Source organism: Patulibacter defluvii (assembly GCF_034096925.1).
Lineage (GTDB): Bacteria > Actinomycetota > Thermoleophilia > Solirubrobacterales > Solirubrobacteraceae > Patulibacter > Patulibacter defluvii.
The window spans coordinates 38,527-59,807 of record NZ_JAWZSQ010000027.1 but is presented as its reverse complement, the minus strand read 5'-3'; the positions used below and the strand labels follow the sequence as shown (position 1 = coordinate 59,807).

Genomic DNA, 21,281 nt, shown 5'->3' with positions numbered 1-21,281 from the left:
ATCCGCCGGCTCCCGCCGGCGCGCCGCCGGCCGGCCCGCCCGCCGGGGCGTCCGCGCCGCCAGCTGGTGCGATCCCGCCTGCCAGGACCGCTCCGCCCGCCGGCGCGGTCCCGCCCACTGGCGCCGCTCCGCCCGCCGGGAGCAACCTCCCGCCCGCCGGCGCGGTCCCGCCCGCCGGCGCGGTCTCGCCCGCCGGCGCGGTCCCGCCCACGAGCGCGGCCCCGCCCGCCACCCCACCCGCCTCGCCCGCGGCAGCTCCGCCGCAGGCCCCGGCCGCCCTCGGCTCCCCGACCGGCCAGCCGCCGCACCGCCGGCCGCCGGTCGACGACCCGATCGAGCTGGACGACGAGTACGACGACGATCCGCCGCGCACCGGGCGCGCCGCCGGTCGCACCACGGCACGCGGCGCGGGTCGCTCCGAGGCGCCCGCCGGTCGCCGGGCCCGCCGGCGCGAGGCGAAGGCGGCCAAGGCCGAGCGCTCCAGCCGCGAGGCCGCCGCGCGCACCGGGGGCCGTCCGCCGGCCGCGGTGGTCGGGCCGCGGACCGCGCCGGCCCGTCGCGGGGTCTCGCGGATCGCGGCGCTGCTGGTGCTGGTGCCGATGGTGGTGGTCGTCGTCGCCGTGGTGCTGATCTTCCAGCCGCTCAAGGGCGGGGGCACCGGACGGGTCGAGGTCGACATCCCGCCGGGCTCGTCGGTCGACGACATCGGGCGGCTGCTGGAGCAGCGTGGGGTGATCGGCAACGCGACCTTCTTCTCGATCCGGGCCCGGCTCAGCGGTTCGGGAGGTTCGCTGCACGCCGGCCGCGTGGTGCTGAAGCGGGACATGTCCTACGGGTCCGCGATCGACGCGCTGCAGAAGGACCCGCTGCCGCCCGCGGTCATCCGGGTCAGCGTTCCCGAGGGCCTCTCGCGGCGCGAGACCGCCGCCGTCGTCCGCCGGGCCGGGATCCGCGGCGACTACCTGGCCGCCTCGGCCCGGACCCGCGACTTCGACCCCCGGCGCTACGGCCAGCCGCGCAAGGTCAAGGGCCTGGAGGGCTTCCTCTTCCCGGCCACCTACGAGCTGCAGCGGGCGACCGCGACCGCCTCCTCGCTCGTCGCCGAGCAGGTGGCGAGCTTCAAGAAGCAGATCGGCACCGTCAGCATGCGCCGCGCCCGCCGCGCCAACCTCAGCCGCTACGACGTGCTGATCATCGCCTCGATGATCGAGCGCGAGGTCCGCGTGCCCTCCGAGCGCCGCCAGGTCGCCGCGGTGATCTACAACCGGCTGCGGGCCGACATGTTCCTCGGGATCGACGCCACGATCCGCTACGCCGAGCGCAACTGGACCCGGCCGCTGCGGGTCAGCGAGCTGAACCGTCCCGGGCCCTACAACACCCGCCGCACCAAGGGCCTGCCGCCGACGCCGATCGGCAACCCCGGCCTGGCCTCGATCGAGGCCGCCGCCAACCCGGCCCGCACCAGCGCCCTCTACTACGTGGTCCGCCCGTGCGGCAAGGGCCGCCATAACTTCTCGTCGAGCGCCGACGGCTTCGCCCGCGACCAGGCGTACTACGAGCAGGAGCGCAAGCGCGTCGGCGGCGATCCGGCCGATGCAAGCGGGTGCAAGCGCCGGTGAGCGAGCCGCGCCCCGTCGGGGTCGCCGACCCCGACCGCGAGTGGCGGCTGGGCGTGCTCGGCTGGCCGGTCGGGCACAGCCGCTCGCCCGCGATGCAGGGCGCGGCGCTGCGCGAGCTGGGCCTCGACCACTGGAGTTACCAGGCGCTGCCGGTCCCGCCCGAGGCGATCGGCGAGACGATCGCCGCCCTCGCCGGCGGCGGTTTCGCCGGCGCCAACGTCACGATCCCGCACAAGCACGACGCGCTGGACGCGGCCGACCGCCCGACCGCCGCCGCCCGCGAGATCGGCGCCGCCAACACGCTGACGCTGCTCGAGGACGGCACGCTGGAGGCCGACAACACCGACGCCCCGGGCCTGCTCGACGCGCTCGCGACGCCGCTCGCCGGCCGCAGCGCCCTGATCCTCGGCGCCGGCGGCAGCGCCCGCGCCTGCGCCTGGGCCCTGCGCGAGGCCGGCTGCGCCCGAGTCGCGGTCTGGAACCGGACGGCGGCCCGCGCCGTCGAGCTGGCCAGCGACCTCGGGATCGACGCCGCCGATGGCGCCGCTCCCGCCGACGTGTTGGTCAACTGCACCGCGGTCGGGCTCCACGACCCCGAGCAGACCTTCGACCGGCTGCCGCTGGACGCCGCCGACCTGGCCGACTACCCGCTCGTCGCCGACCTCGTCTACCGGCCCGACGGCACGCCGCTGCTGGCGGCCGCCGCCGCGGCCGGCGCGCGGACCGTCGACGGACTGGCGATCCTCGTCGCCCAGGGCGCCCGCAGCCTCGAACGCTGGACCGGCCGGCCGGCCCCGCGGACCACCATGGACGACGCCGCGCGCGCGTTCGCGATCGACGGCTGAGCCGGCGGACGGACGGCGCCGTGACCCGCCAGCGCGCCGACGGACGGAGTACGCGATTCAGGAAACGGGGCGCCGCGGCCGATACAGGACGGACCGTGCTGGATCATCCTGTCGTGGAGCACCGAGCGGACGAGCCCCCCGTCGAGCAGCCGGCCGGCAACGTCCCGCTCGACCAGGCGCTGACCGCTCCGCGTCCCGAGCTCGCCGGGCGCCCACTGACCGAGGTCCTGATCGCCCGCGGGGTCGACGAGCTGCAGGTGGCCGACGCCGTCGTCACCGCCCGCGAGCGGGGGCTGGCCCTCGACCGCGCCGTGGTCGAGCTGCGGGTCGCCTCGGCCGACCAGGTCGCCCGCGCGCTGGCCGACCGCCACGGGCTCGAGCACCTGGACCTGGCCCACGTCCAGCCCGATCCGGCGGTCCTGACCGCGCTCGGCGCCGACGATGCCCGTACTTACCAGGCGGTCCCGATCTCGCGCCTCGGCGCGACGCTGCTGATCGCCGTCGCCGATCCCAGCAACACGCTGATCGCCGAGGACCTGGCGATGCTGACCGGCGGCCCGGTGCGGCTGGCCGTGGCGGCGCGCGAGGACGTCCAGGCGCGGCTGGCGGCGATGACCCGGCTCGACGAGGCGGTCAAGCAGGCCACGCCCGACCAGGTGGTCGAGGAGCAGACGGCCGAGCTGCTCGACGTCCGCGCCGGGGCCGAGGACGCGCCGGTCATCAACCTGGTCAACACCGTCCTGGCGCAGGCGATCGAGCGCCGCGCCAGCGACGTCCACTTCGCCCCGATGCAGCACGGGATGCGGGTCCGGTTCCGGATCGACGGGGTGCTGCAGGAGACCGCCACGGTGCCGAAGGCGCTGGTCCCCGGCCTCGTCAGCCGCCTGAAGGTGATGGCGGACCTGGACATCGCCGAGCGGCGGGCCCCGCAGGACGGCCGCGTGACGCTGACGATCGACGGCCGCCGGGTCGACCTGCGGGCGGTGACGCTGCCCTCCGTCCACGGCGAGTCGGTGGTGCTGCGGATCCTCGACCGGGCGGAGGGCGTGATCACGCTCGACCGGCTGGGGATGCAGCAGCGCGACCGCGAGCGGTTCGAGCGCGCGTTCCAGAAGCCCTACGGCGCGATCCTCGCCACCGGCCCGACCGGTTCCGGCAAGTCGACCTCGCTCTACGCCGCGCTCCAGCGGCTGAACACCAGCGACCGCCACATCGTCACGATCGAGGACCCGGTCGAGCGGCAGCTGGACGGCGTCACCCAGGTGCAGGTCAACGCCCGCACCGGGATGACCTTCGCCAACGGGCTGCGCTCGATGATGCGGGCCGACCCCGACGTGATCATGGTCGGCGAGATCCGCGACGCCGCGACCGCCCAGATCGCCGTCGAGTCGGCCCTGACCGGCCACCTGGTGCTCTCGACGCTGCACACCAACGACGCGCCGACGGCGATCACCCGGCTGCTGGAGATGGGCGTCGAGCCGTTCCTGGTCGCCTCGGCGATCGACTGCGTGGTCGCCCAGCGGCTGGCGCGCACCCTCTGCTCCTCCTGCCGCCGTCAGGTGCGGCTGCCGGCCGAGATCGTCCGCCACCACGGCTTCGCGGTCGAGGGCGACGTCGACGCCTACGAGGCGGTCGGCTGCGCCCGCTGCGGCGACACCGGCTACCGCGGCCGGGTCGGGCTCTACGAGGTGATGATCGTCGACGAGGAGATGCGCGGCCTGATCGTCGAGCGGGCCCCGATCGAGGAGATCACCCGGGTCGCGATCGCCGGCGGGATGCGGCGGCTGCGCGAGGACGGGCTCCAGAAGGTGCTCGCCGGCACGACCTCGCTGGCCGAGGTCACGCGGGTGACGGGCGACACCTAGCCGGTCGCCGGCGGACGCCGTCCGCGCCCGCCACGGACGTTCGTCCAGCCCGCGTCCGGTTGGTCCCGACGACCGCCGCCGGGACCGACAGGACGGGGGAGATGCCCATCCAGTTCCACGACCTGGTGCAGGCGATGGTGGAGTCCGAGGCCTCGGACCTCCACCTCACCGCCGGCAGTCCCCCGATGATCCGCGTCCGCGGCCGGTTGCAGCCGGTCGGGGACGAGACGCTGGACGTCGCGGCCTGCCGCGAGCTCGTCTACGGGCTCCTCTCGACCACCCAGCGGCAGCGGCTGGAGACCGACCGCCAGGTCGACTTCGCCTACCCGGTGCCGGGCGTCGCCCGCTTCCGCGTCAACGCGTTCCAGCAGCGCGGCGCGACCGGCGCGGCGCTGCGCCTGATCCCCGACCGGATCCGCAGCCTGGCCGAGCTGGGCCTGCCCGACGTGCTCGTCGACCTGACCGAGAAGCCGCGCGGCCTGGTGCTCGTGACCGGCCCGACCGGCTCCGGCAAGTCGACGACGCTGGCGGCGATGATCGACCGGATCAACGAGTCGCGCCACGACCACATCCTCACGATCGAGGACCCGATCGAGGTCCTGCACCCGCACAAGGGCTGCATCGTCAACCAGCGCGAGCTGGGCACCGACGCGCCGAGCTTCGCGATGGCCCTGAAGGCCGCGCTGCGCCAGGACCCGGACGTGATCCTCGTCGGCGAGATGCGCGACCTGGAGACGATGGGCACCGCCCTGACCGCGGCCGAGACCGGCCACCTGGTCTTCGCCACGCTCCACACCCAGGACGCGCCGCAGACGATCGACCGCGTGATCGACAGCTTCCCCGCCGCCCAGCAGAACCAGATCCGGATGCAGCTGGCGGCCGCGCTCCAGGGGGTGATGTGCCAGCAGATCCTGCCGACCGCCGACGGCCTCGGCCGCTGCTGCGCGCTCGAGGTGATGATCCCGACCGCCGCGGTCCGCAACCTGATCCGCGAGGGCAAGACCCACCAGATCCGGAGCGCGATCCAGACCGGAGCCCGCTACGGGATGCAGACGCTGGAGACCTCGCTGGTGGAGCTGGTCCGGACCGGCAAGATCGACCGCTCGACGGCCGAGGCCCGGGCCAACGACGCCGGCGACTTCCGGCGGCTGCTGGAGAAGGCGATCGACCCGCGGCAGACGCAGCGGGGCGGGATCGACAGCGTCGGCGCCGCACCGCCCGGGGCCGACGACCGCGAGCTGACGGCGATCTGATCCGATGAGCACCTACGCCTACGTCGCCCTCGACCCCCGCGGCGCCCGCGCCAAGGGCGAGCTCGACGGCGAGAACGCCGACGCGGTCACCGACGTCCTCCGGCAGCGGGGCCTGATCCCGCTCAGCGTCGACCTCAAGCGCGCCGCCTGGAACGTCGAGATCAAGCTCCTGGAGCGGATCAAGGCCCGCGACATGGTGGTCTTCAGCCGCCAGTTCGCGACGATGATCGGCTCCGGCATGACCGTCCTGCGGGCGCTCGCCGTGCTCGAGCAGCAGACGGAGAAGGACAAGCTGCGCGAGGTGATCGCCACCGTCCGCGGCGACGTCGAGAACGGCGCCTCGCTGTCCGAGGCGATGGACAAGCACCCGCGGGTCTTCAACCGGCTCTACGTGGCGATGGTCCACGCCGGCGAGATCGGCGGCGTGCTGGAGAGCGCGCTCGCCCGCGCTGCCGACCAGCTGGAGAAGGACGCCGAGCTGAAGCGGGCGGTCAAGAGCGCGCTGGTCTACCCGGCGGTGGTGATCGGCTTCGCGCTGATCGTGCTGCTGGCGCTGGTGGCGTTCCTGGTGCCGGTCTTCGTCGGCGTGCTGAAGGACTTCAACAGCGAGCTGCCGTTCATCACCAAGATCACGGTCGCGATCAGCGACGCCGTCACCGGCTGGTGGTGGCTGATGATCCTGGTCGTGATCGCGATCTTCTTCGCCCTCCGCCAGTACGTGCGGACGGAGAACGGCCGCCGGACGAAGGATCGGGTGCTGCTGAAGATCCCGGCCAAGATCGGCCAGATCGTGCAGAAGGTGGCGATCGCCCGCTGGTCGCGGACGCTCGGCACCCTGGTCGCCGCCGGCGTCCCGCTGCTGCAGGCGATCGACATCACCGGCCGGACCTCGGGCAACGCCCTGGTCGAGGACGCGATGGGCGACGTCACCGCCAGCGTCCGCCGCGGCGGCACGATCCAGTCGCCGCTGCGCGAGGCCACGATCTTCCCGCCGATGGTCGCCCACATGGTCGGGGTCGGCGAGGAGACCGGCGCCCTCGACGAGATGCTCGACAAGATCGCCGACTTCTACGAGGCCGAGGTCGCCGCCGCCGTCAAGGCGCTGACGGCGATCCTCGAGCCGCTGCTGATCATCCTCGTCGGCGCGATGGTCGGCTTCATCGTGATCTCGATGTACCTGCCGCTGTTCAGCGTCTACGACTCGATCAAGTAGCCACGGACCTGGGGGCGGAGCGGCCGAGGCAGCCGCCGAGCCTCCCAGGGGGACGAGGGGACGGCCGGGTCCGGCGCATGGGGGTGCGCCGGACCCGTCGCCGTTTCGGCCGCCGCTCGAAAAACGGACCGCGGTCCGCTATTCTGTTGCTCGGGCAACCTCTTCGACCGCCCGGACGCCATGGAACTCGGACTCGTCACCTTCGCCGACCTCTACCGCGACCGCCGCAGCGGCCAGCCGATCGGGGCCGAGCAGCGGCTCGCGAACCTGATCGAGGAGATCGTCCTGGCCGACGAGGTCGGGCTCGACGTCTTCGGCGTCGGCGAGCATCACCGGCCCGACTTCGCGGTCTCGTCGCCGACCACCGTGCTCGCCGCGGCCGCCGCGGTGACCAAGCGGATCCGGCTCTCCAGCGCCGTCACCGTGCTCAGCTCCGAGGATCCGGTGCGGGTCTTCCAGCAGTTCGCGACCGTCGACCTGCTCTCGCACGGGCGGGCCGAGATCATGGCGGGCCGCGGCTCCTTCACCGAGTCGTTCCCGCTCTTCGGCCAGGACCTGAAGGACTACGACGAGCTCTACGCCGAGAAGCTGGAGCTGCTGCTGGCGCTGCGCGGCGACGCGCCCGTCACCTGGTCCGGCAAGCACCGCGCGCCGCTCAACGGCGTCGTCGCCCAGCCGCGCCCGGTCCAGGACCCGCTGCCGGTCTGGGTCGCGGTCGGCGGCACCCCGCAGTCGGTCGTCCGCGCCGCCGTCCTCGGGCTGCCGCTGACGATCGCGATCATCGGCGGCGAGCCGGCCCGCTTCAAGCCGCTCGTCGACCTCTACCGCGACGCCGCCGCCCAGGCCGGGCACGACCCGGCGACGCTGCCGGTGGCGATCAACACCCACGGTTTCGTGGGGGAGACCGAGGAAGCCGCCGCGGCCGCCTTCTACCCCGCCTGGTCGGCGGTGATGACCCAGATCGGCCGCGAGCGCGGCTGGCCGCCCACCACCCGCGCCCAGTTCGACGCGATGCGCGCGCCGCAGGGCTCGCTGGCCGTCGGCTCGCCGGAGCAGATCGCCGAGAAGATCCTCGCCCAGCACGAGCTGTTCGGTCACCAGCGCTACATGTCGCACTTCAGCTTCGGGTCGACCGACCACGCCGACGTGCTGCGGGCGATCGAGCTGTTCGGGACCGAGGTGGCGCCGATCGTCCGCACCGAGGTCGCCCGCCGGACGGCCCCGGCGACGGCCGGCGCCGGGCGGGACTGAGCGTGGCCGCGCCGCCGCCGGCCGTGGTCCGGACCCGCGTGCGGGTGCCGCTCGGGTTCGCCGACGGTTACGAGACGACGGCCGAGGTGGTCAGCTTCCGCGGGCTGGCCGACGGGCTCGAGCACGTCGCGCTCGGGCTCGGGCCGTTCGCCACCGCCGCCGTCCCGCTCGTCCGCCCGCACTCCGAGTGCCTGACCGGCGACGTCTTCGGCTCCCACCGCTGCGACTGCGGCCCGCAGCTGCGCGAGGCGGTCGAGCGGATCGCGCAGGCCGGCGGCTGGCTGCTCTACCTGCGCCAGGAGGGGCGGGGGATCGGGCTCTACAACAAGCTCGACGCCTACGCGCTCCAGGACCAGGGCCTCGACACCTACGCGGCCAACCGGGCGCTCGACTTCGCCGACGACGAGCGCGACTACACCGCCGCCGCCCAGATGCTGGCCGCGCTCGGGGTCGAGCGGGTCGCGCTGCTGACCAACAACCCCGACAAGCCGGCCCGCCTGCGCGAGCTGGGGGTCGCCGTCGAGGCGGTCCACCCGACCGGCGTCCACCTGCACCCGGCCAACGCCCGCTACCTGCGGGCGAAGGCCGAGCAGACCGGACACGTGCTCGACCTCGGTGAGCGGCGGGAGCGGCCGGCGGCCTGAATCCGGGGGCAACCTTGGGGGCGCGACCCCGATGGCGGGCGCCCAGCCGACTTCTACGCTGCGGGGCCTGATGAAGCGTTCCACGATCATGTCCATCGCCGGGGTCGCGGCGCTGGCCCTTCCCGCCCAGGCGCTCGCCGCCGAGAGCGTCGACGTCGTCGCCCGCGGGATCGACAATCCACGCGGTCTCGCGCTCGCCGCCGACGGCGGGCTCTACGTCGCCGCCGCCGGCCGCTCGGGTGGCACCTGCGCCGACAAGAAGAAGGAGAACTGCGTCGGTCGCACGAGCCGGATCCTGCGGGTCGATCCCGCCACCGGCGCGAAGAAGACCGTCGCCAAGGGCCTGGTCTCGATCGGCGGCCACGAGGGGCTGTTCACCGTCGGCGCCAACGGCGTCGCGGTCCGCGGCTCGAAGGTCTACGCCGCGATCACGTCGCTGGAGACGCCGAAAGCGATCGCCCAGCTGCCGTCGTTCGCCCGCGCCCAGGTCGGGCGGCTGTTCCAGGTCGCCCCCGGCAAGCGCAAGACGCTGGCCCGGGTCGACCGCTACGAGCAGCAGCACAACACCGACGGGGTCAAGAAGGACGTCAACTCCAACCCCTACGCGGTGCTGGCGCTGAAGGACCGGGTCCTGATCGCCGACGCCGGCGCCAACGCGATCATCCAGCTGCGCAAGGGCAAGCTGTCGACGTTCGCCGTGATGCCGAAGAACGGCAAGGCGCAGTCGGTCCCGACCTCGCTGGCCCAGGGCCCCGACGGGGCGGTCTACGTCGGCGAGCTGGCCGAAGGTGCCGGCCCCGGTGCGGCGCGGGTCTTCCGGGTCTCGGCCAAGGGCGGCAAGCCGCGCGTCCACGCGACCGGCTTCACCACCATCACCGGGCTCGGCTTCGGTCCCGACAAGAGCCTGTTCGTGACCGAGCTGGCGACCGGGCCCTTCGACGGCCCGCCGAGCGGCCTGGTCGTGCGGGTCGCGCCGGACGGCGTCCGGACCAACCTCGGGACGGGCAAGCTGAACTTCCCGACCGGGCTGGCCGTCTCGTCGAAGGGCGAGGTCTACGTCTCGAACAACTCGACGCTGCCGGCGTCGACCCCCGCCGAGTCGCCGTTCAAGGGCGCGGGCGGCGAGATCGTGCGGATCACCGGCTACTAGCCGCGGGCGCACGAGACACGGACGCGGGGCGGGTCGCGAACGGCCCACCCCGCGTACGGGCGTCCCATCCCGTCGCGGATGATGGCGGATCGGCGCGCCGCGCGCGCGGCGACGGTCCAGCATGATCGACGGGATGGCCGCCGACCCGCCCGTTCCGCCGCCCGCCGACCCCGGCGCCGACCGGGCCGCCGCGCGCGCCGCCGGGCCGCTCGACGCGGCGGCGATCGAGCGGCTCGACCGCGCACACCTCTGGCATCCCTACGCGCCGCCCGAGCGGACCGACCCGCTGCCGGTGGTGACCGGCGCCGAGGGGGTGCGGCTGGAGCTGGCCGACGGCCGGCGGCCGATCGACGGGATGTCGTCCTGGTGGGCGGCGATCCACGGCTACCGGGTGCCGGAGCTGGACGCCGCCGCCCACGAGCAGCTGGGGCGGATGAGCCACGTGATGTTCGGCGGGCTGACCCACGAGCCGGCGGTGCGGCTGGCGGCGCGGCTGGTCGACCTGACGCCGGAGCCGCTGCGGCGGGTCTTCCTGGCCGACTCGGGATCGGTGGCGATGGAGGTGGCGATCAAGCTCGCCCTCCAGCGCGAGCTGTCGCGCGGGCGGCCGCAGCGACAGCGGCTGCTGACCTGGCGCGGGGGCTACCACGGCGACACCTTCGGGGCGATGGCCGTCTGCGACCCGGTCGGGGGGATGCACCACCTGTTCGCGGCGGTGCTGCCCGAGCACGTCTTCTGCGACCCGCCGCCGCCGGGGTTCGACGCCCCGCTCGACGAGGGCTACGTCGCGCACCTGCGGCGGACGGTCGCGGCCCACGCCGACGAGCTGGCCGCGGTCGTGGTCGAGCCGGTCGTCCAGGGGGCGGGCGGGATGCGATTCCACCACCCGGGCTACCTGCGGGTCCTGCGCGAGCTGTGCGACGAGCACGACCTGCTGCTGGTCGTCGACGAGATCGCCACCGGCTTCGGCCGCAGCGGCGCGCTCTTCGCCTGCGACCACGCGGGGGTGGCGCCGGACGTGATGGCGGTCGGCAAGGCCCTGACCGGCGGCTACGTGACGCTGGCGGCGGTGCTCTGCACCGACGCGCTGGCGGCCGAGATCGGCCGCGGCGAGGCGGGGGTGCTGATGCACGGTCCGACCTTCATGGCCAACCCGCTGGCGACGGCGATCGCCTCGGCCTCGATCGACCTGCTGCTGGCCCGCGACTGGGCGGCCGACGTGGCGCGGATCGAGCGCGGCCTGCGCGACGGACTGGCCCCGGCCCGGGCGCTCGACCAGGTGGTCGACGTGCGGGTCCAGGGGGCGATCGGCGTCGTCCAGCTCGACCGGCCGGTCGCGATCGCGGCGGCGACCGCGGCGGCGCTCGACGCGGGGGTCTGGCTGCGACCGTTCCGCGACCTGATCTACGCGATGCCGCCCTACCCGTGCACGGAGGACGACGTGGCCCGGATCGCGGCCGCGATCCTCGCCGCGGTGCGGGTGCACGGCTGATCGCCGCCGATTGCCGCGGGGCACCGCGACGGCACGTCTCCGGCACTGACGGGTGCCGTGATCGGACCTACCGTGAGGCGCCCTGCCGTCCGTCCCTGGGACGGCTCGAGACACCAGAGGAGCTCCGCCGCGATGAGCGACGCGCTGACCACCATGTCCCTGCCGATCGACCCGGACGACGAGTCCCCCTGCCCGCTCGGCGCCACCTACATGCCCTTCGCGGGTCCCCACGTGACCGATCCGCATCCGTTCTTCGAACGCTTGCGGGCGGAGGAGCCGGTGACCTACAGCCCGGTGCTCGACATGTGGCTCGTCAGCCGCTACGACGACATCTGCGCGGTCCTGCGCGACCCGTCGCGGTTCTCCAACCGCGACATGCTCGGCAGCGGCGCCCACGTGACGCCGGAGGCGGGCGCGGTGCTGGCCCGCGGCTACGACACCAGCCACGTGCTGCTGGGGATGGATCCGCCGGCCCACACGCGGCTGCGGCGGCTGACCAACCGCGGCTTCAGCGCCAAGCGGATCGCCGCGATGGCGCCGTTCGTGCGCGAGCGGACGGCGGCGCTGATCGACGGCTTCGCCGACGCCGGCGAGGCCGACCTGGTCGAGCAGCTGCTCTACCCGCTGCCGGTGCAGGTGATCCTCGGCGTGATGGGCGTCCCGACCGAGGACATGTGGCGGATCAAGCAGTGGAGCACCGACTGGCAGCGGCTGGCCTTCGAGCCGGTGCCGCCGGACGAGCAGGTGGCGATGGCCGAGGGCGTGCTCGAGTTCCAGCAGTACTGCCTGGAGCTGATCGCCGACCGCCGCGCCGCCCCGCGCGAGGACCTCACCAGCTACCTGATCGAGGCCGAGTCCGACGGCGAGAAGCTGAGCGACCACGAGCTGGTGATGGCGATCGGGGCCTCGATGCTCTCGGCCGGCCACGAGTCGACCACGGCGCTGATCGCCAACGCCTGGAAGCTGGCGCTGGAGCACGACCAGTGGGAGCGGCTGCGCGAGGACCGCAGCCTGCTGCTGCCGTTCCTGGAGGAGACCTGCCGCTACGACTCGGTCTCGCACGCGATGATCCGGACCGCCAACGAGGACGTGACCGTCGGCGACGTCGCGATCCCCGCCGGCTCGAAGCTGATGCTGCTCTACGGCGCCGGCAGCCGTGACGAGTCGCTCTGCCCGCACGCCGACGTGCTCGACCCGGCCCGCGAGGCGGCCCCGCGCCACCTGACCTTCGGCCGCGGCACCCACTTCTGCCTCGGGGCGCCGCTGGCGAAGCTGCAGTACGAGATCGCCACCGAGGCGCTGCTCGACCGGCTGCCGCCGCTGCGGCTGGTGCCGGATCAGGACCACGGGATCTGGCAGAGCGTGGTGCTGCGCCAGATGCGGCACCTGCGGGTGACCTGGGAGACGGGCGCCTAGTCGCCGGCCGGCCGCGCGGGACCGACCCACGCGGCCACCGGCAGCCCCGCGGCGGCCCGCGCCAGCGCCGCCGGCTCGGGCGCGGTCGGCGGCAGCCCGTGGACCGGGACGCCGTCGAGCAGCCCCTCGAGGGTCGCCCGGTTGTCGTCGGCCAGCGGATCGTCGCCGGTCCACGGGGTCAGGACGACGGCCCGCACGTCGAGCCCGGCGGCGCGCGCCGCGGCGACCGTCAGGCGGGTGTGGTTGATCGTCCCCAGCCCCGGCCGCGCCGCGACCACCAGTGGCAGGCCGAGGTCGCGGGCGAACGCGCGGACGTCGTAGCCCTCGCGGGTGAAGGGGACGAGCAGGCCGCCGATCCCCTCGACGACCAGCGGCTCGCCGTCGGCGGGTGCCGCCGCGCGGGCCGCGGCCACCAGCGCCGCCGGGTCGAGCGGCGTGCCGGCGCGCTCGGCGGCCAGGTGCGGCGAGACCGGCGGCGCGAACCGCAGCGGACTGACCTGCTCGGGACGCTGGCCGGTGCAGGCGGCCAGCAGCTCGTGGTCGCGCTGGCCGGCGGGAATCGGCTCGTCGAGCCCGGTCACCACGGGCTTGTGGGCCTGGGGCCGGCGGCCGTCGCGGGCGAGCGCGGCGCAGATCGCGGCCGCCAGGTACGTCTTGCCGACCTCGGTGTCGGTCGCGGTGACGAGCAGGCCCCTCACGTGGTCGCCACGACCTCGCCGGTGGCGCCGGCGTCCACGCCGCCGCCGACCGCGGCCAGCGCACGGCCGATCCGGGCCGCCGCGTCGCGCAGCTCGGCCGGGTCGTGCTCGCTGCAGACGGTCAGCCGCAGCCGGCAGCTGCCGGCGGCCACCGTCGGCGGCCGGATCCCCTGCAGGTAGACGCCCTCGGCCAGCAGCCGTTCGGTGATCGCCATCGTCGCCTCGGCGCCGCGGACCACCACCGGCACGATCGGGACGGCGGGGTCGACCCGGTCGCCGCGGATCCCGGGGACGGCGAGCCCGACGCCGGCGGCCCGCAGCTCGTCGCGGACGAGGGTCGCGTTGGCCCGCAGCCGCGCGACCCGCTGCGGCTCGCGGTCGAGCTGGTCGAGCGCGGCGAGCGCGGCACCGGCCGCGGCGGGGGCGGGGGCGGTCGAGAAGATCAGCGTCCGGGCGCGGTTGACGAGCCAGTCGCGGACGTCGCGGTGGGCGGCGACGTAGGCCCCGCTCGACCCGAGCGCCTTGCCGAGCGTGCCGACGATCGCGTCGACCTCGCCGGTCAGCCCGGCGGCGGCGACCGCGCCGCGCCCGCCCGGCCCGAGGCAGCCCGTGGCGTGGGCCTCGTCGACCACCAGCCGCGCGCCGTGGCGGCGGCAGACGGCCACCAGCTCGGCCAGCGGCGCGACGTCGCCGTCCATCGAGAAGACGCTGTCGGTGACCACCAGCGCCGGCGGCCGGCCGCCGGCGCGGGCGCTCAGCTCGTGGTCCAGGTGCTCCCAGTCGCCGTGGCGGTAGACGACCCGCTCGGCCCCGGAGAGCCGGACGCCGTCGATGATCGAGGCGTGGTTGAGGGCGTCGCTGGCGACCACCCCGCCGCGCTCGGCGAGCGCCCCGACGACCCCGACGTTGGCCAGGTAGCCGGCGCCGAAGAGCAGCGCCGACTGGCTGCCCTCGAAGGCCGCGATCGCCGCCTCCAGCTCGCGGTGAACGGCCAGCGTGCCCGCGATCAGCCGCGACGACCCGGCGCCGCCGCCGGAGGCCAGCGCCGCGGCGGCCGCGCCCTCGCGGACCGCGGGATGGCCGGCCAGGCCCAGGTAGTCGTTGCCGCAGAGCAGCAGCAGCTCGCGGCCGTCGACGGTCGCCCGCGGCCCGATCGGCCCGTCGAGCGTCCGCAGCGTCCGCAGCAGGCCATCGTCGGCCAGCCCGTCGAGCCGGGCGCGGAGCGCGGGGTCGCCGTCGGCCGGGCGGCGGCTGCCGTTCCCGTCCACCGGGATCGCGCCCCTCAGACGGCCAGGCCCGGAGCCGAGGGCGTCGCCTCGGCCTCGCGGCTGCCCTCGCTCGGCCAGCGGTTGGGGGCGCCGTCGGGGCGGGCCGGGACGCGCTTGTCCTTGGCGACGTAGCGCAGCTGGGTCGACGGGTCCCACTGGCGGATCGTGATCCCGGCGGCCTCGGCCTGCTCGGGGTTGTCGAGGTAGCGCTCGACGACGTCCGGCGTCTCGCCCTCCAGCCGCCCGGAGCGGTTGTCGGGGCGCGGGTTGGCGCCGTTGTCGCCGTGGCGGGCGATGTTCAGCCCGAGGTCGGAGAACATCTGGCGGTCGTCGGCCGGGTCGCTGTTGAGCGTGGTCAGGAAGTTGCCCATCATCACGCCGTTGAGGCCGGCCTTGACCGCCATCTGCTGCCACTCGCGCAGGTTCTCGCTGCGACCGCCGCAGAGCCGCAGCAGCGCGGTCGGCAGGATCAGGCGGAAGATCGCGACCCACTTGATCGCGTCCCACGGGTCCATGTAGTCGCGGTCGCCGAACTTCGTGCCCGGCCGCGGGTTGAGCAGGTTGATCGGGACCGAGGTCGGATCGATATCGGCCAGCTCGAAGGCCATCTCGACCCGCTGCTCCTCCGACTCGCCGAGGTTCAGGATCCCGCCGACGCAGGTCTCCAGCCCGGCCTCGCGGACCGCGTCGACGGTCCGCAGGCGGCCCTCGTAGCGGACGGTCGAGGAGACCTCGGGGTAGTAGGAGCGGGCGGTCTCGACGTTGTGGTGGACGCGGTTGATCCCGGCGTCCTTCAGCTGCTTGGCGCGCTTGGCGTTGATGTGCCCGACCGAGGCGCAGCGCTTGAGGTTGGTGTGCTCGGTGACCAGCCGCGCGCCCTCCAGCAGCTTCTCGAAGTCGCGGTTGGAGAGCCCCTGGCCCTGGGTGACCATGCAGAAGCGGTGGGCGCCGGCGGCCTCGGCGGCACGGGCGTGCTCGAGCATCTGCTCGGGCTCCATCATCGCGTGCATCGGCGTCTCCGCCTCGGCGAACCGCGACTGGGCACAGAACCCGCAGTCCTCGGCGCAGCCGCCCGACTTCGCGTTCACCAGCGAGCACATGTCGGTGCTGTCGCCGAACTGCTCCTGCCGCGCCTCCCACGCCCGCTCGACCAGGGCCAGGATCTCGTCGCGGTCGCTCAGGCGGCCCAGGCGCAGGGCCTCCTCACGGGTGATCAGCGGCGCCATGGTCGTCTCCAGGAATCGTCCTACGAAGGGTGGCGCGCGGGACCGGAGGGCCGTGCGCGCCAACGTGGCGGCGAATCCTATCCCGCGCGGCCCCCGCGACCGGCCGCCGCCGCGGTCCGGCCCCCGCGCCGGGGGGTCGGGTCGCGGGACCGGGTGCGTGGGCCGCGTGCGGCGTCTACGCGACGGCGAGGGCCGGGGCCGCCGCGGCCGGCTGGGCCCGGAGCACCAGCAGGTCGCGGTCGATCCGGCCGGCGACCAGTGCGGTGGCGCTCGGCCCGAGCAGCGCGGCGGCGCCGTGGCGGGTGGCCTGGCCGAGCACGACCAGGCCGGCGTCGAGCGCGTCGGCACGGGCCAGGATCTCGTCGGCGACCGCCGCGTGCGAGCCGACCACCGCGACGGTCTCGCCGCTGACCGGGAGCCCGCTGGCGGCCAGGATCGCGACGCAGCGGTCGAGGGTCGCGCGGGCCTCGTCGTCGTCCTCGGCCGCGTAGGCGCCGTCGCCGACGACCGCCGTCTCGCGGACGTGGAGCACGTGGACCGGGCCGCCGCGGCGGCGGGCGCCGGCCACGGCCCGCTCGGCCAGGGCCGGCGCCTCGGGGCCGCCGACGGCGACCAGGGTCGGGGCCGGACCGGCGACCGGGGCCGGCGTCGTCGCGACCGGCGCGGCGGCCGGCACGAAGGCCGTGCGGTAGGCGTAGAGGGCGACGATCCCCAGCGCGACGGCCCCGGCGGCGACCAGGAACGGCACCCCGACCCCGACGTGCTCGCCGAGCTTGCCGGCCAGGTAGGGCGCGATCGCGCCGCCGGTGAAGCGGACGAAGCTGTACGAGGCCGAGACCGTCGCGCGGTTGATCGGCGCCGACTCCATCACCAGCTGGGTGAGGATCGTGTTGGCGACGCCGAGGAAGGCGCCGGCGACGATCACGCAGCCGATCAGCAGCGCCTGGTTGCCGTGGCCGAGACCCATCGCCAGCAGCACCAGCGCGGTCAGGCCGAAGGCCCCGCCGAGCGCCCGGACGTCGCCGACGCGGGCGGCGATCCGCGGCGCGCCGAAGACCGAGAACCCGGCCAGCAGCACGCCCCAGCCGAAGAACACGAAGCCGAGCTGGTGGGCGCCGAGGTGGAGCGGGAAGGGCGAGTAGGCCAGCAGCGTGAAGAAGCCGAAGTTGTAGAAGAAGGCCACGACGGCGCTGGCGCGGACCGGCCGCAGGGCCAGCGCCCTGAGCGGATCGAGCGGCGTGGTGTGCTGGCTGGCCGGCGGCTTCGGGCTCTTGTCGAGCAGCACCAGCACGGCGACGAAGCCGATCGCCATCAGCGCCGCGACGCCGAAGAACGGGCCGCGCCAGCTGATCCCGCCGAGCAGGCCGCCGAGCAGCGGCCCGACCGAGATCCCGAGCCCGAGCGCGGCCTCGTAGAGGATCACCGCCCGGCCGACCCCGCCCGAGGCGGCGCCGATGATCGCCGACAGCGCGGTGGCGATGAAGAGCGCGTTGCCGAGGCCCCAGCCGGCCCGCAGGCCGACGATCGCCCCGACGCTGTCCGAGGCGCCCGCGGCGGCGGCGAAGAGCACGATCAGGGTCAGGCCGGCGAGCAGCGTCCGCTTGGGACCGATCCGGCTGGCGACGGTGCTGGAGACGAGCATCGCGATCCCGGTGACCGCGAAGTAGCTGGTGAAGAGCAGCAGCACCTGGCTCTGCGAGGCGTGCAGGTCGTCGGCGATCGCGGGCAGGATCGGATCGACGAGGCCGAGGCCCATGAACGAGACGACGGCCGCGAAGGCGACGGCCCAGACCGCGCGCGGCTGGGCGAAGAAGCCGCCGTCGGCGGCGGCCGGTGGGGTGGAGGAAGCGCTCATGCGGAGCCTTTCTGGAGGGCGTCGATCAGGAGGGCCAGCGCGTCGCTGGCGGCGGCGAGGGCGGCGAACTGGTCGTCGTCCAGGTGGGCGGTGCGCTCGCGCAGCAGCGCGGCGAGGGCCTGGTGGAGCTGCTGGCGGGCGGCGCGGCCGGCGTCGGTGATCGAGACCAGGACCGCCCGCCGGTCGGCCGGATCGCGGTCGCGGCGGACCAGGCCGTCGCGCTCCATCTGGGCGACCAGCAGCGTGACGGTCGGCTGGGCCAGGCCCTCCCAGTCGGCCAGCTCGGTGATCCGCAGCGGTCCCTCGGCGAGCGCGGCGAGGACCCCGGCGCTGCTGCGCGAGAGGTCGCTGTCCGCCCGCCGCAGCAGCAGCCGCGTGGTGCGAGCGGTTCGCGCCGGCAGCGTGGCGGCGAGCGCCGTGACGTCGCGGGAGGGCGAGGGCGGGGCGATCACATTGGGAAACAATACATCACTTGCGTGCATAAGACAAGTAATTGGAGGGTGTGGCGGGGCGGGGCTGGGAGGGGGGCCGGGACCGGCGGACCGCGCCGGCATGTGACGTTCTTCCCCGGCGGCGACCGAAACGTCGCAGCGGGCGACGACCCGCGCCGCGCCACCCGCACCCGCCGAGCAGCGGACGCCCCGCCCCGCTCAGCCCGTCTCGCTGACGTCGGCGAGCGCCGCGGTCAGCTCGGCCCGGCCGCGGACGCCGAGCTTCGGGTACGCGCCGCCGAGGTGCTTCTCGACCGTCTTCACCGTCACGAACAGCCGCTGGGCGATCTGGCGGTTGGTCAGGCCGTCGGCGGCCAGCCGCACCACCCGCAGCTCCGACGGCGTCAGCGCGTCGACGCCGCGGAGGGCGTCGCGCCGCGGTCGCCGGCCGAGCAGCCGCAGCTCGTCGCGGACCCGCTCGGCCAGTCGCTGGGCCCCGCAGCGCGCCGCCCGGTCGAGCGCGTCGGCGAGCACGGTCGCGGCCTGGTCGCGCTGGCCCTCGCGCCGCAGCGCCACGCCCAGCTCGACCCGGGTGGCCGCCCGCAGCACCCGGTCGTCGGCCCCGTCGGCGACCTCGACCGCCTCGCGCAGCCGGGCGACCGCGACCGCGCCCTGCTCGGCCGCGCCGGCGGCCAGCAGCGCCAGCGCCAGCAGCCGGCGGGCGCCCCAGCGGCGGGCGCTCGCCTCCTCCTCGGCCGCCAGCGCGATCGCCCCGGCGCGGTCGCCGAGCGCCAGCCGCACGTGGGCGCCGGTCGTCCGCCACTCGTTCAGCAGCAGGGTCGAGAAGCCCTCCGAGGCCCGCCGCGCGTCCTCGACCGCCGCCCAGGCCGCCTCCGGGTCTCCCGCCGCCAGCAGCGTCCGAGCGCGGGCCTCGTGGAAGCTGGAGTAGGCCAGCGACGGCGGCAGGCCGTCGCCGGCGATCTCGTCGAGCAGCGCCTGGGCCTCGGAGAGCTGGCCGCGCTCGATCCGGACCCGGACGGCGACCGCCGCGCTGGCGCCGACGTACTGGTGCCAGCCGTGCTCGCGGCCGGCCAGCGCCTGCTCGGCGTCGGCCAGCGCGTCGGCCAGCGAGCCGCGCACCAGGTGGCCGGCCGAGCGCACGTACGAGGCGTTGGCGGCCGAGATCGGATCGCCCAGGCGGCCGGCCTCGGCGAGCACCGCGCCGGCCACCGCCAGCGTCCGGTCACCGTGGCCGCTGCCGGTGAAGGCGCCGGTGACGAAGTTCCACGCCGGGTCGCTCGGGCCGCGGTCGCGCAGCAGCTGGCCGTTGGCCCAGGCCCGCTCGGCCAGCGCCGCGCAGCGCTCGGCGTCGCCGTCGAGGAACAGCACCTGGGCGAGGGCGGCGATCGCCAGCGCGCCGCGATCCTCCGGGGTCTGGGCCTCGCCGCGGCCCAGCAGCTCCTCGATCTCCAGCGCCTCGTCGCGGCGCGGGTCGAGGAAGCGCGCGCCCAGCCGCGCCGCGCGGATCCGGCGCCGCTCGGCGGTCGCGGTCGCCGGCAGCTCGGCCAGCGCGCGGTCGAAGCCGTCGACGGCGCCCGGGTAGTCGGCCGCCTGCCAGCTGGCCATCGCCGCGTCGTAGTGCAGCGCGACGCGGTCGTCGGAACGCTCGCTGGCGGCGACCGCGGCCGCGAACGAGGCGCCCGCCAGCGGATCGCCGGCGGCGGCCTGGGTGCGAGCCAGCCGCCCGAGCAGGTCGGCGCGGCGGGCCGGCTCGGGCGGCTCGTCGAGTGCCCGCTGCAGCAGCTGGGCGGCGGCGTGGGCGTCACCGGCGGCCCGTGCCCGCTCGGCGGCGGTGCAGAGGTCGGTCACGGCCCGGGCGTCGCCGACCCCGGTCGCCTGCAGCAGGTGGGCGGCGATCGCCTCGGCGTCGGCGCCGTCCTCGCGGAGCACGGTCGCGGCCCGGCGGTGGCGGCCGGCGAGCGTCGCCGGGCCGATCGTCCGCAGCAGCGCGTCGCGGACCAGCGGGTGGCGGAAGGCGGGCTCGGTGCCGGCCTCGACCACGTCGTAGCGGTCGAGCCGGTCGATCGCCGCGGCGGTCCGCTCGGGATCGACCTCGGCGAGGGCGGCGATCCGCCGCAGCGGGGCGCGGTCGCCGAGCACGGCCAGGGCCTGGGCGACCGCGGTCGCCTCGGGACCCAGCCGCCGGACCCGGGCGGTGACGGTGCCGTCGATCGTGGTCGGACCGCCGGCCGGCGCACCCTGGGCGGCGTTCTCGATCACCGCCCGCGCCAGCAGCGGGTTGCCGCCGCTGACCGCCGCCGCCCGGCGGGCGACCTCGGCCCCGGCGTTCGGCAGCCGGCGGGCGGTCAGCTCGCCGATCGCGGCGTCGGAGAGCGGGGCGGGGCGCAGGGTCGGCAGCTGGTCGAGGTCGTCGCGGACGTCGGCCGGCAGCTGCTCGTCGTCGCCGTCGCGGACGGTGATCGCCACCAGCAGCGGCAGGTCGGCGGCGCGGCGGGCCAGGTAGGCGAGGAAGCGGGCCGAGCGCGGGTCGCTGGCGTGCGCGTCGTCCCAGAGCAGCAGCAGCGGACCGTCCTCGCAGAGGTCGGCGACCCGCCAGAAGAGCGATTCGCGGACGGCGGCCGCGGTCGCGTCGGGCGAGGCGTCGGCGGGGGCGCGGGCGGCGTCGCGGCCGAGCAGGCGGCGGGCGGTCGCCCAGGGCAGCTCGCGGTCGAGGTCGTCTCCGGCGGTCCGGCGGACGGCGATCCCGCGCGCGGCGGCCTCCTCGGCGAGCTCGGTGGCCAGCGCCGTCTTGCCGATCCCGGCCGGTCCCCGGAGCACGATCGCGCCGCCGACGCCGTCCGCCGCGGCGGCGAGCGCGGCGCGCAGCCGCTCGCGCTCGCGGGGACGTTCGAGGAGCCGCTCCACTCGGGGCAGGGTAGTCGCTGGAGCCGCGGATCCGAGGCTCGTCCACCGCCGACGGGACCCGACCGGTGGACCGACTAGGGTCCGCTCCGGAGCGCCGGGTCGTGTCCCGGCGCGCCGGTCGACCGCCACC

At 75.5% G+C, this 21,281-nt stretch carries 16 protein-coding genes; 10 read left to right on the top strand and 6 right to left on the bottom strand.

Annotation, left to right across the window (positions count from 1 at the left end; all coding sequences use genetic code 11):
• The 10 genes from mltG to SH587_RS21380 all read left to right on the top strand — a co-directional run.
• On the top strand, positions 1 to 1,619 hold a 1,619-nt coding region (gene mltG / locus SH587_RS21425; RefSeq protein WP_320672694.1), incomplete at its 5' end, for an endolytic transglycosylase MltG.
• Positions 1,616 to 2,464 carry a shikimate dehydrogenase family protein gene (locus SH587_RS21420; RefSeq protein ID WP_320672693.1) on the top strand — a complete coding sequence of 283 codons (849 nt, stop codon included), beginning with the start codon at positions 1,616 to 1,618 and terminating at the stop codon, positions 2,462 to 2,464. The genes mltG and SH587_RS21420, both read left to right, overlap by 4 nt.
• A gap of 113 nt (positions 2,465 to 2,577) precedes the next feature.
• Complete coding sequence (locus SH587_RS21415; RefSeq protein WP_320672692.1) at positions 2,578 to 4,329, top strand: GspE/PulE family protein; 1,752 nt, start codon at positions 2,578 to 2,580, stop codon at positions 4,327 to 4,329.
• A gap of 101 nt (positions 4,330 to 4,430) precedes the next feature.
• Positions 4,431 to 5,582, top strand: a complete 1,152-nt coding sequence (locus SH587_RS21410) for a type IV pilus twitching motility protein PilT (protein WP_320672691.1) — start codon at positions 4,431 to 4,433, stop codon at positions 5,580 to 5,582.
• Positions 5,583 to 5,586: 4 nt separating this feature from the next.
• Positions 5,587 to 6,795, top strand: coding sequence for a type II secretion system F family protein (locus SH587_RS21405; protein ID WP_320672690.1), 1,209 nt, complete (start codon positions 5,587 to 5,589; stop codon positions 6,793 to 6,795).
• A gap of 180 nt (positions 6,796 to 6,975) precedes the next feature.
• Positions 6,976 to 8,046 (top strand): LLM class flavin-dependent oxidoreductase, encoded by a 1,071-nt coding sequence (locus SH587_RS21400; protein WP_320672689.1) that lies wholly within the window; start codon positions 6,976 to 6,978, stop codon positions 8,044 to 8,046.
• The gene (locus tag SH587_RS21395; protein ID WP_375341796.1) at positions 8,043 to 8,690 is read left to right on the top strand and encodes a GTP cyclohydrolase II; all 648 of its coding nucleotides are present in this window, start codon (positions 8,043 to 8,045) and stop codon (positions 8,688 to 8,690) included. Before SH587_RS21400 ends, SH587_RS21395 begins: the two co-directional genes overlap by 4 nt.
• A 70-nt stretch (positions 8,691 to 8,760) precedes the next feature.
• A complete protein-coding gene (locus SH587_RS21390; protein ID WP_320672687.1) occupies positions 8,761 to 9,840 on the top strand; it encodes a ScyD/ScyE family protein in 1,080 nt (359 codons plus the stop codon).
• 121 nt (positions 9,841 to 9,961) lie between these two features.
• A complete protein-coding gene (locus SH587_RS21385) occupies positions 9,962 to 11,332 on the top strand; it encodes an adenosylmethionine--8-amino-7-oxononanoate transaminase (protein ID WP_320672686.1) in 1,371 nt (456 codons plus the stop codon).
• Between the two features lie 132 nt (positions 11,333 to 11,464).
• Positions 11,465 to 12,748 carry a cytochrome P450 gene (locus tag SH587_RS21380; protein WP_320672685.1) on the top strand — a complete coding sequence of 428 codons (1,284 nt, stop codon included), beginning with the start codon at positions 11,465 to 11,467 and terminating at the stop codon, positions 12,746 to 12,748.
• Here SH587_RS21380 and bioD read toward each other — a convergent pair.
• From bioD to SH587_RS21350, 6 genes are all read right to left on the bottom strand, one after another.
• Positions 12,745 to 13,446 (bottom strand): dethiobiotin synthase, encoded by a 702-nt coding sequence (gene bioD, locus SH587_RS21375; RefSeq protein WP_320672684.1) that lies wholly within the window; start codon positions 13,444 to 13,446, stop codon positions 12,745 to 12,747. The two genes, SH587_RS21380 and bioD, sit on opposite strands and share 4 nt — an antisense overlap.
• Positions 13,443 to 14,714, bottom strand: coding sequence for an aminotransferase class I/II-fold pyridoxal phosphate-dependent enzyme (locus SH587_RS21370; protein WP_320672683.1), 1,272 nt, complete (start codon positions 14,712 to 14,714; stop codon positions 13,443 to 13,445). Before SH587_RS21370 ends, bioD begins: the two co-directional genes overlap by 4 nt.
• A gap of 14 nt (positions 14,715 to 14,728) precedes the next feature.
• Positions 14,729 to 15,940 carry a biotin synthase BioB gene (gene bioB, locus SH587_RS21365; RefSeq protein WP_320672682.1) on the bottom strand — a complete coding sequence of 404 codons (1,212 nt, stop codon included), beginning with the start codon at positions 15,938 to 15,940 and terminating at the stop codon, positions 14,729 to 14,731.
• A gap of 175 nt (positions 15,941 to 16,115) precedes the next feature.
• A complete protein-coding gene (locus SH587_RS21360) occupies positions 16,116 to 17,795 on the bottom strand; it encodes an MFS transporter (protein WP_320672681.1) in 1,680 nt (559 codons plus the stop codon).
• Positions 17,792 to 18,247, bottom strand: coding sequence for a MarR family winged helix-turn-helix transcriptional regulator (locus SH587_RS21355; RefSeq protein WP_320672680.1), 456 nt, complete (start codon positions 18,245 to 18,247; stop codon positions 17,792 to 17,794). The genes SH587_RS21360 and SH587_RS21355 overlap by 4 nt, the downstream gene beginning before the upstream one ends.
• A gap of 198 nt (positions 18,248 to 18,445) precedes the next feature.
• Positions 18,446 to 21,151, bottom strand: a complete 2,706-nt coding sequence (locus SH587_RS21350; protein WP_320672679.1) for a helix-turn-helix transcriptional regulator — start codon at positions 21,149 to 21,151, stop codon at positions 18,446 to 18,448.
• Positions 21,152 to 21,281 lie beyond the last annotated feature (130 nt).

Bases quoted from the DNA above. Each gene is read 5' to 3' on its own strand.
- SH587_RS21410 (WP_320672691.1), top strand. From the start codon at position 4,431: ATGCCCATCCAGTTCCACGACCTGGTGCAGGCGATGGTGGAGTCCGAG.
- SH587_RS21405 (WP_320672690.1), top strand. From the start codon at position 5,587: ATGAGCACCTACGCCTACGTCGCCCTCGACCCCCGCGGCGCCCGCGCC.
- SH587_RS21400 (WP_320672689.1), top strand. From the start codon at position 6,976: ATGGAACTCGGACTCGTCACCTTCGCCGACCTCTACCGCGACCGCCGC.
- SH587_RS21390 (WP_320672687.1), top strand. From the start codon at position 8,761: ATGAAGCGTTCCACGATCATGTCCATCGCCGGGGTCGCGGCGCTGGCC.
- SH587_RS21385 (WP_320672686.1), top strand. From the start codon at position 9,962: ATGATCGACGGGATGGCCGCCGACCCGCCCGTTCCGCCGCCCGCCGAC.
- SH587_RS21380 (WP_320672685.1), top strand. From the start codon at position 11,465: ATGAGCGACGCGCTGACCACCATGTCCCTGCCGATCGACCCGGACGAC.
- bioB (WP_320672682.1), bottom strand. From the start codon at position 15,940: ATGGCGCCGCTGATCACCCGTGAGGAGGCCCTGCGCCTGGGCCGCCTG.
- SH587_RS21360 (WP_320672681.1), bottom strand. From the start codon at position 17,795: ATGAGCGCTTCCTCCACCCCACCGGCCGCCGCCGACGGCGGCTTCTTC.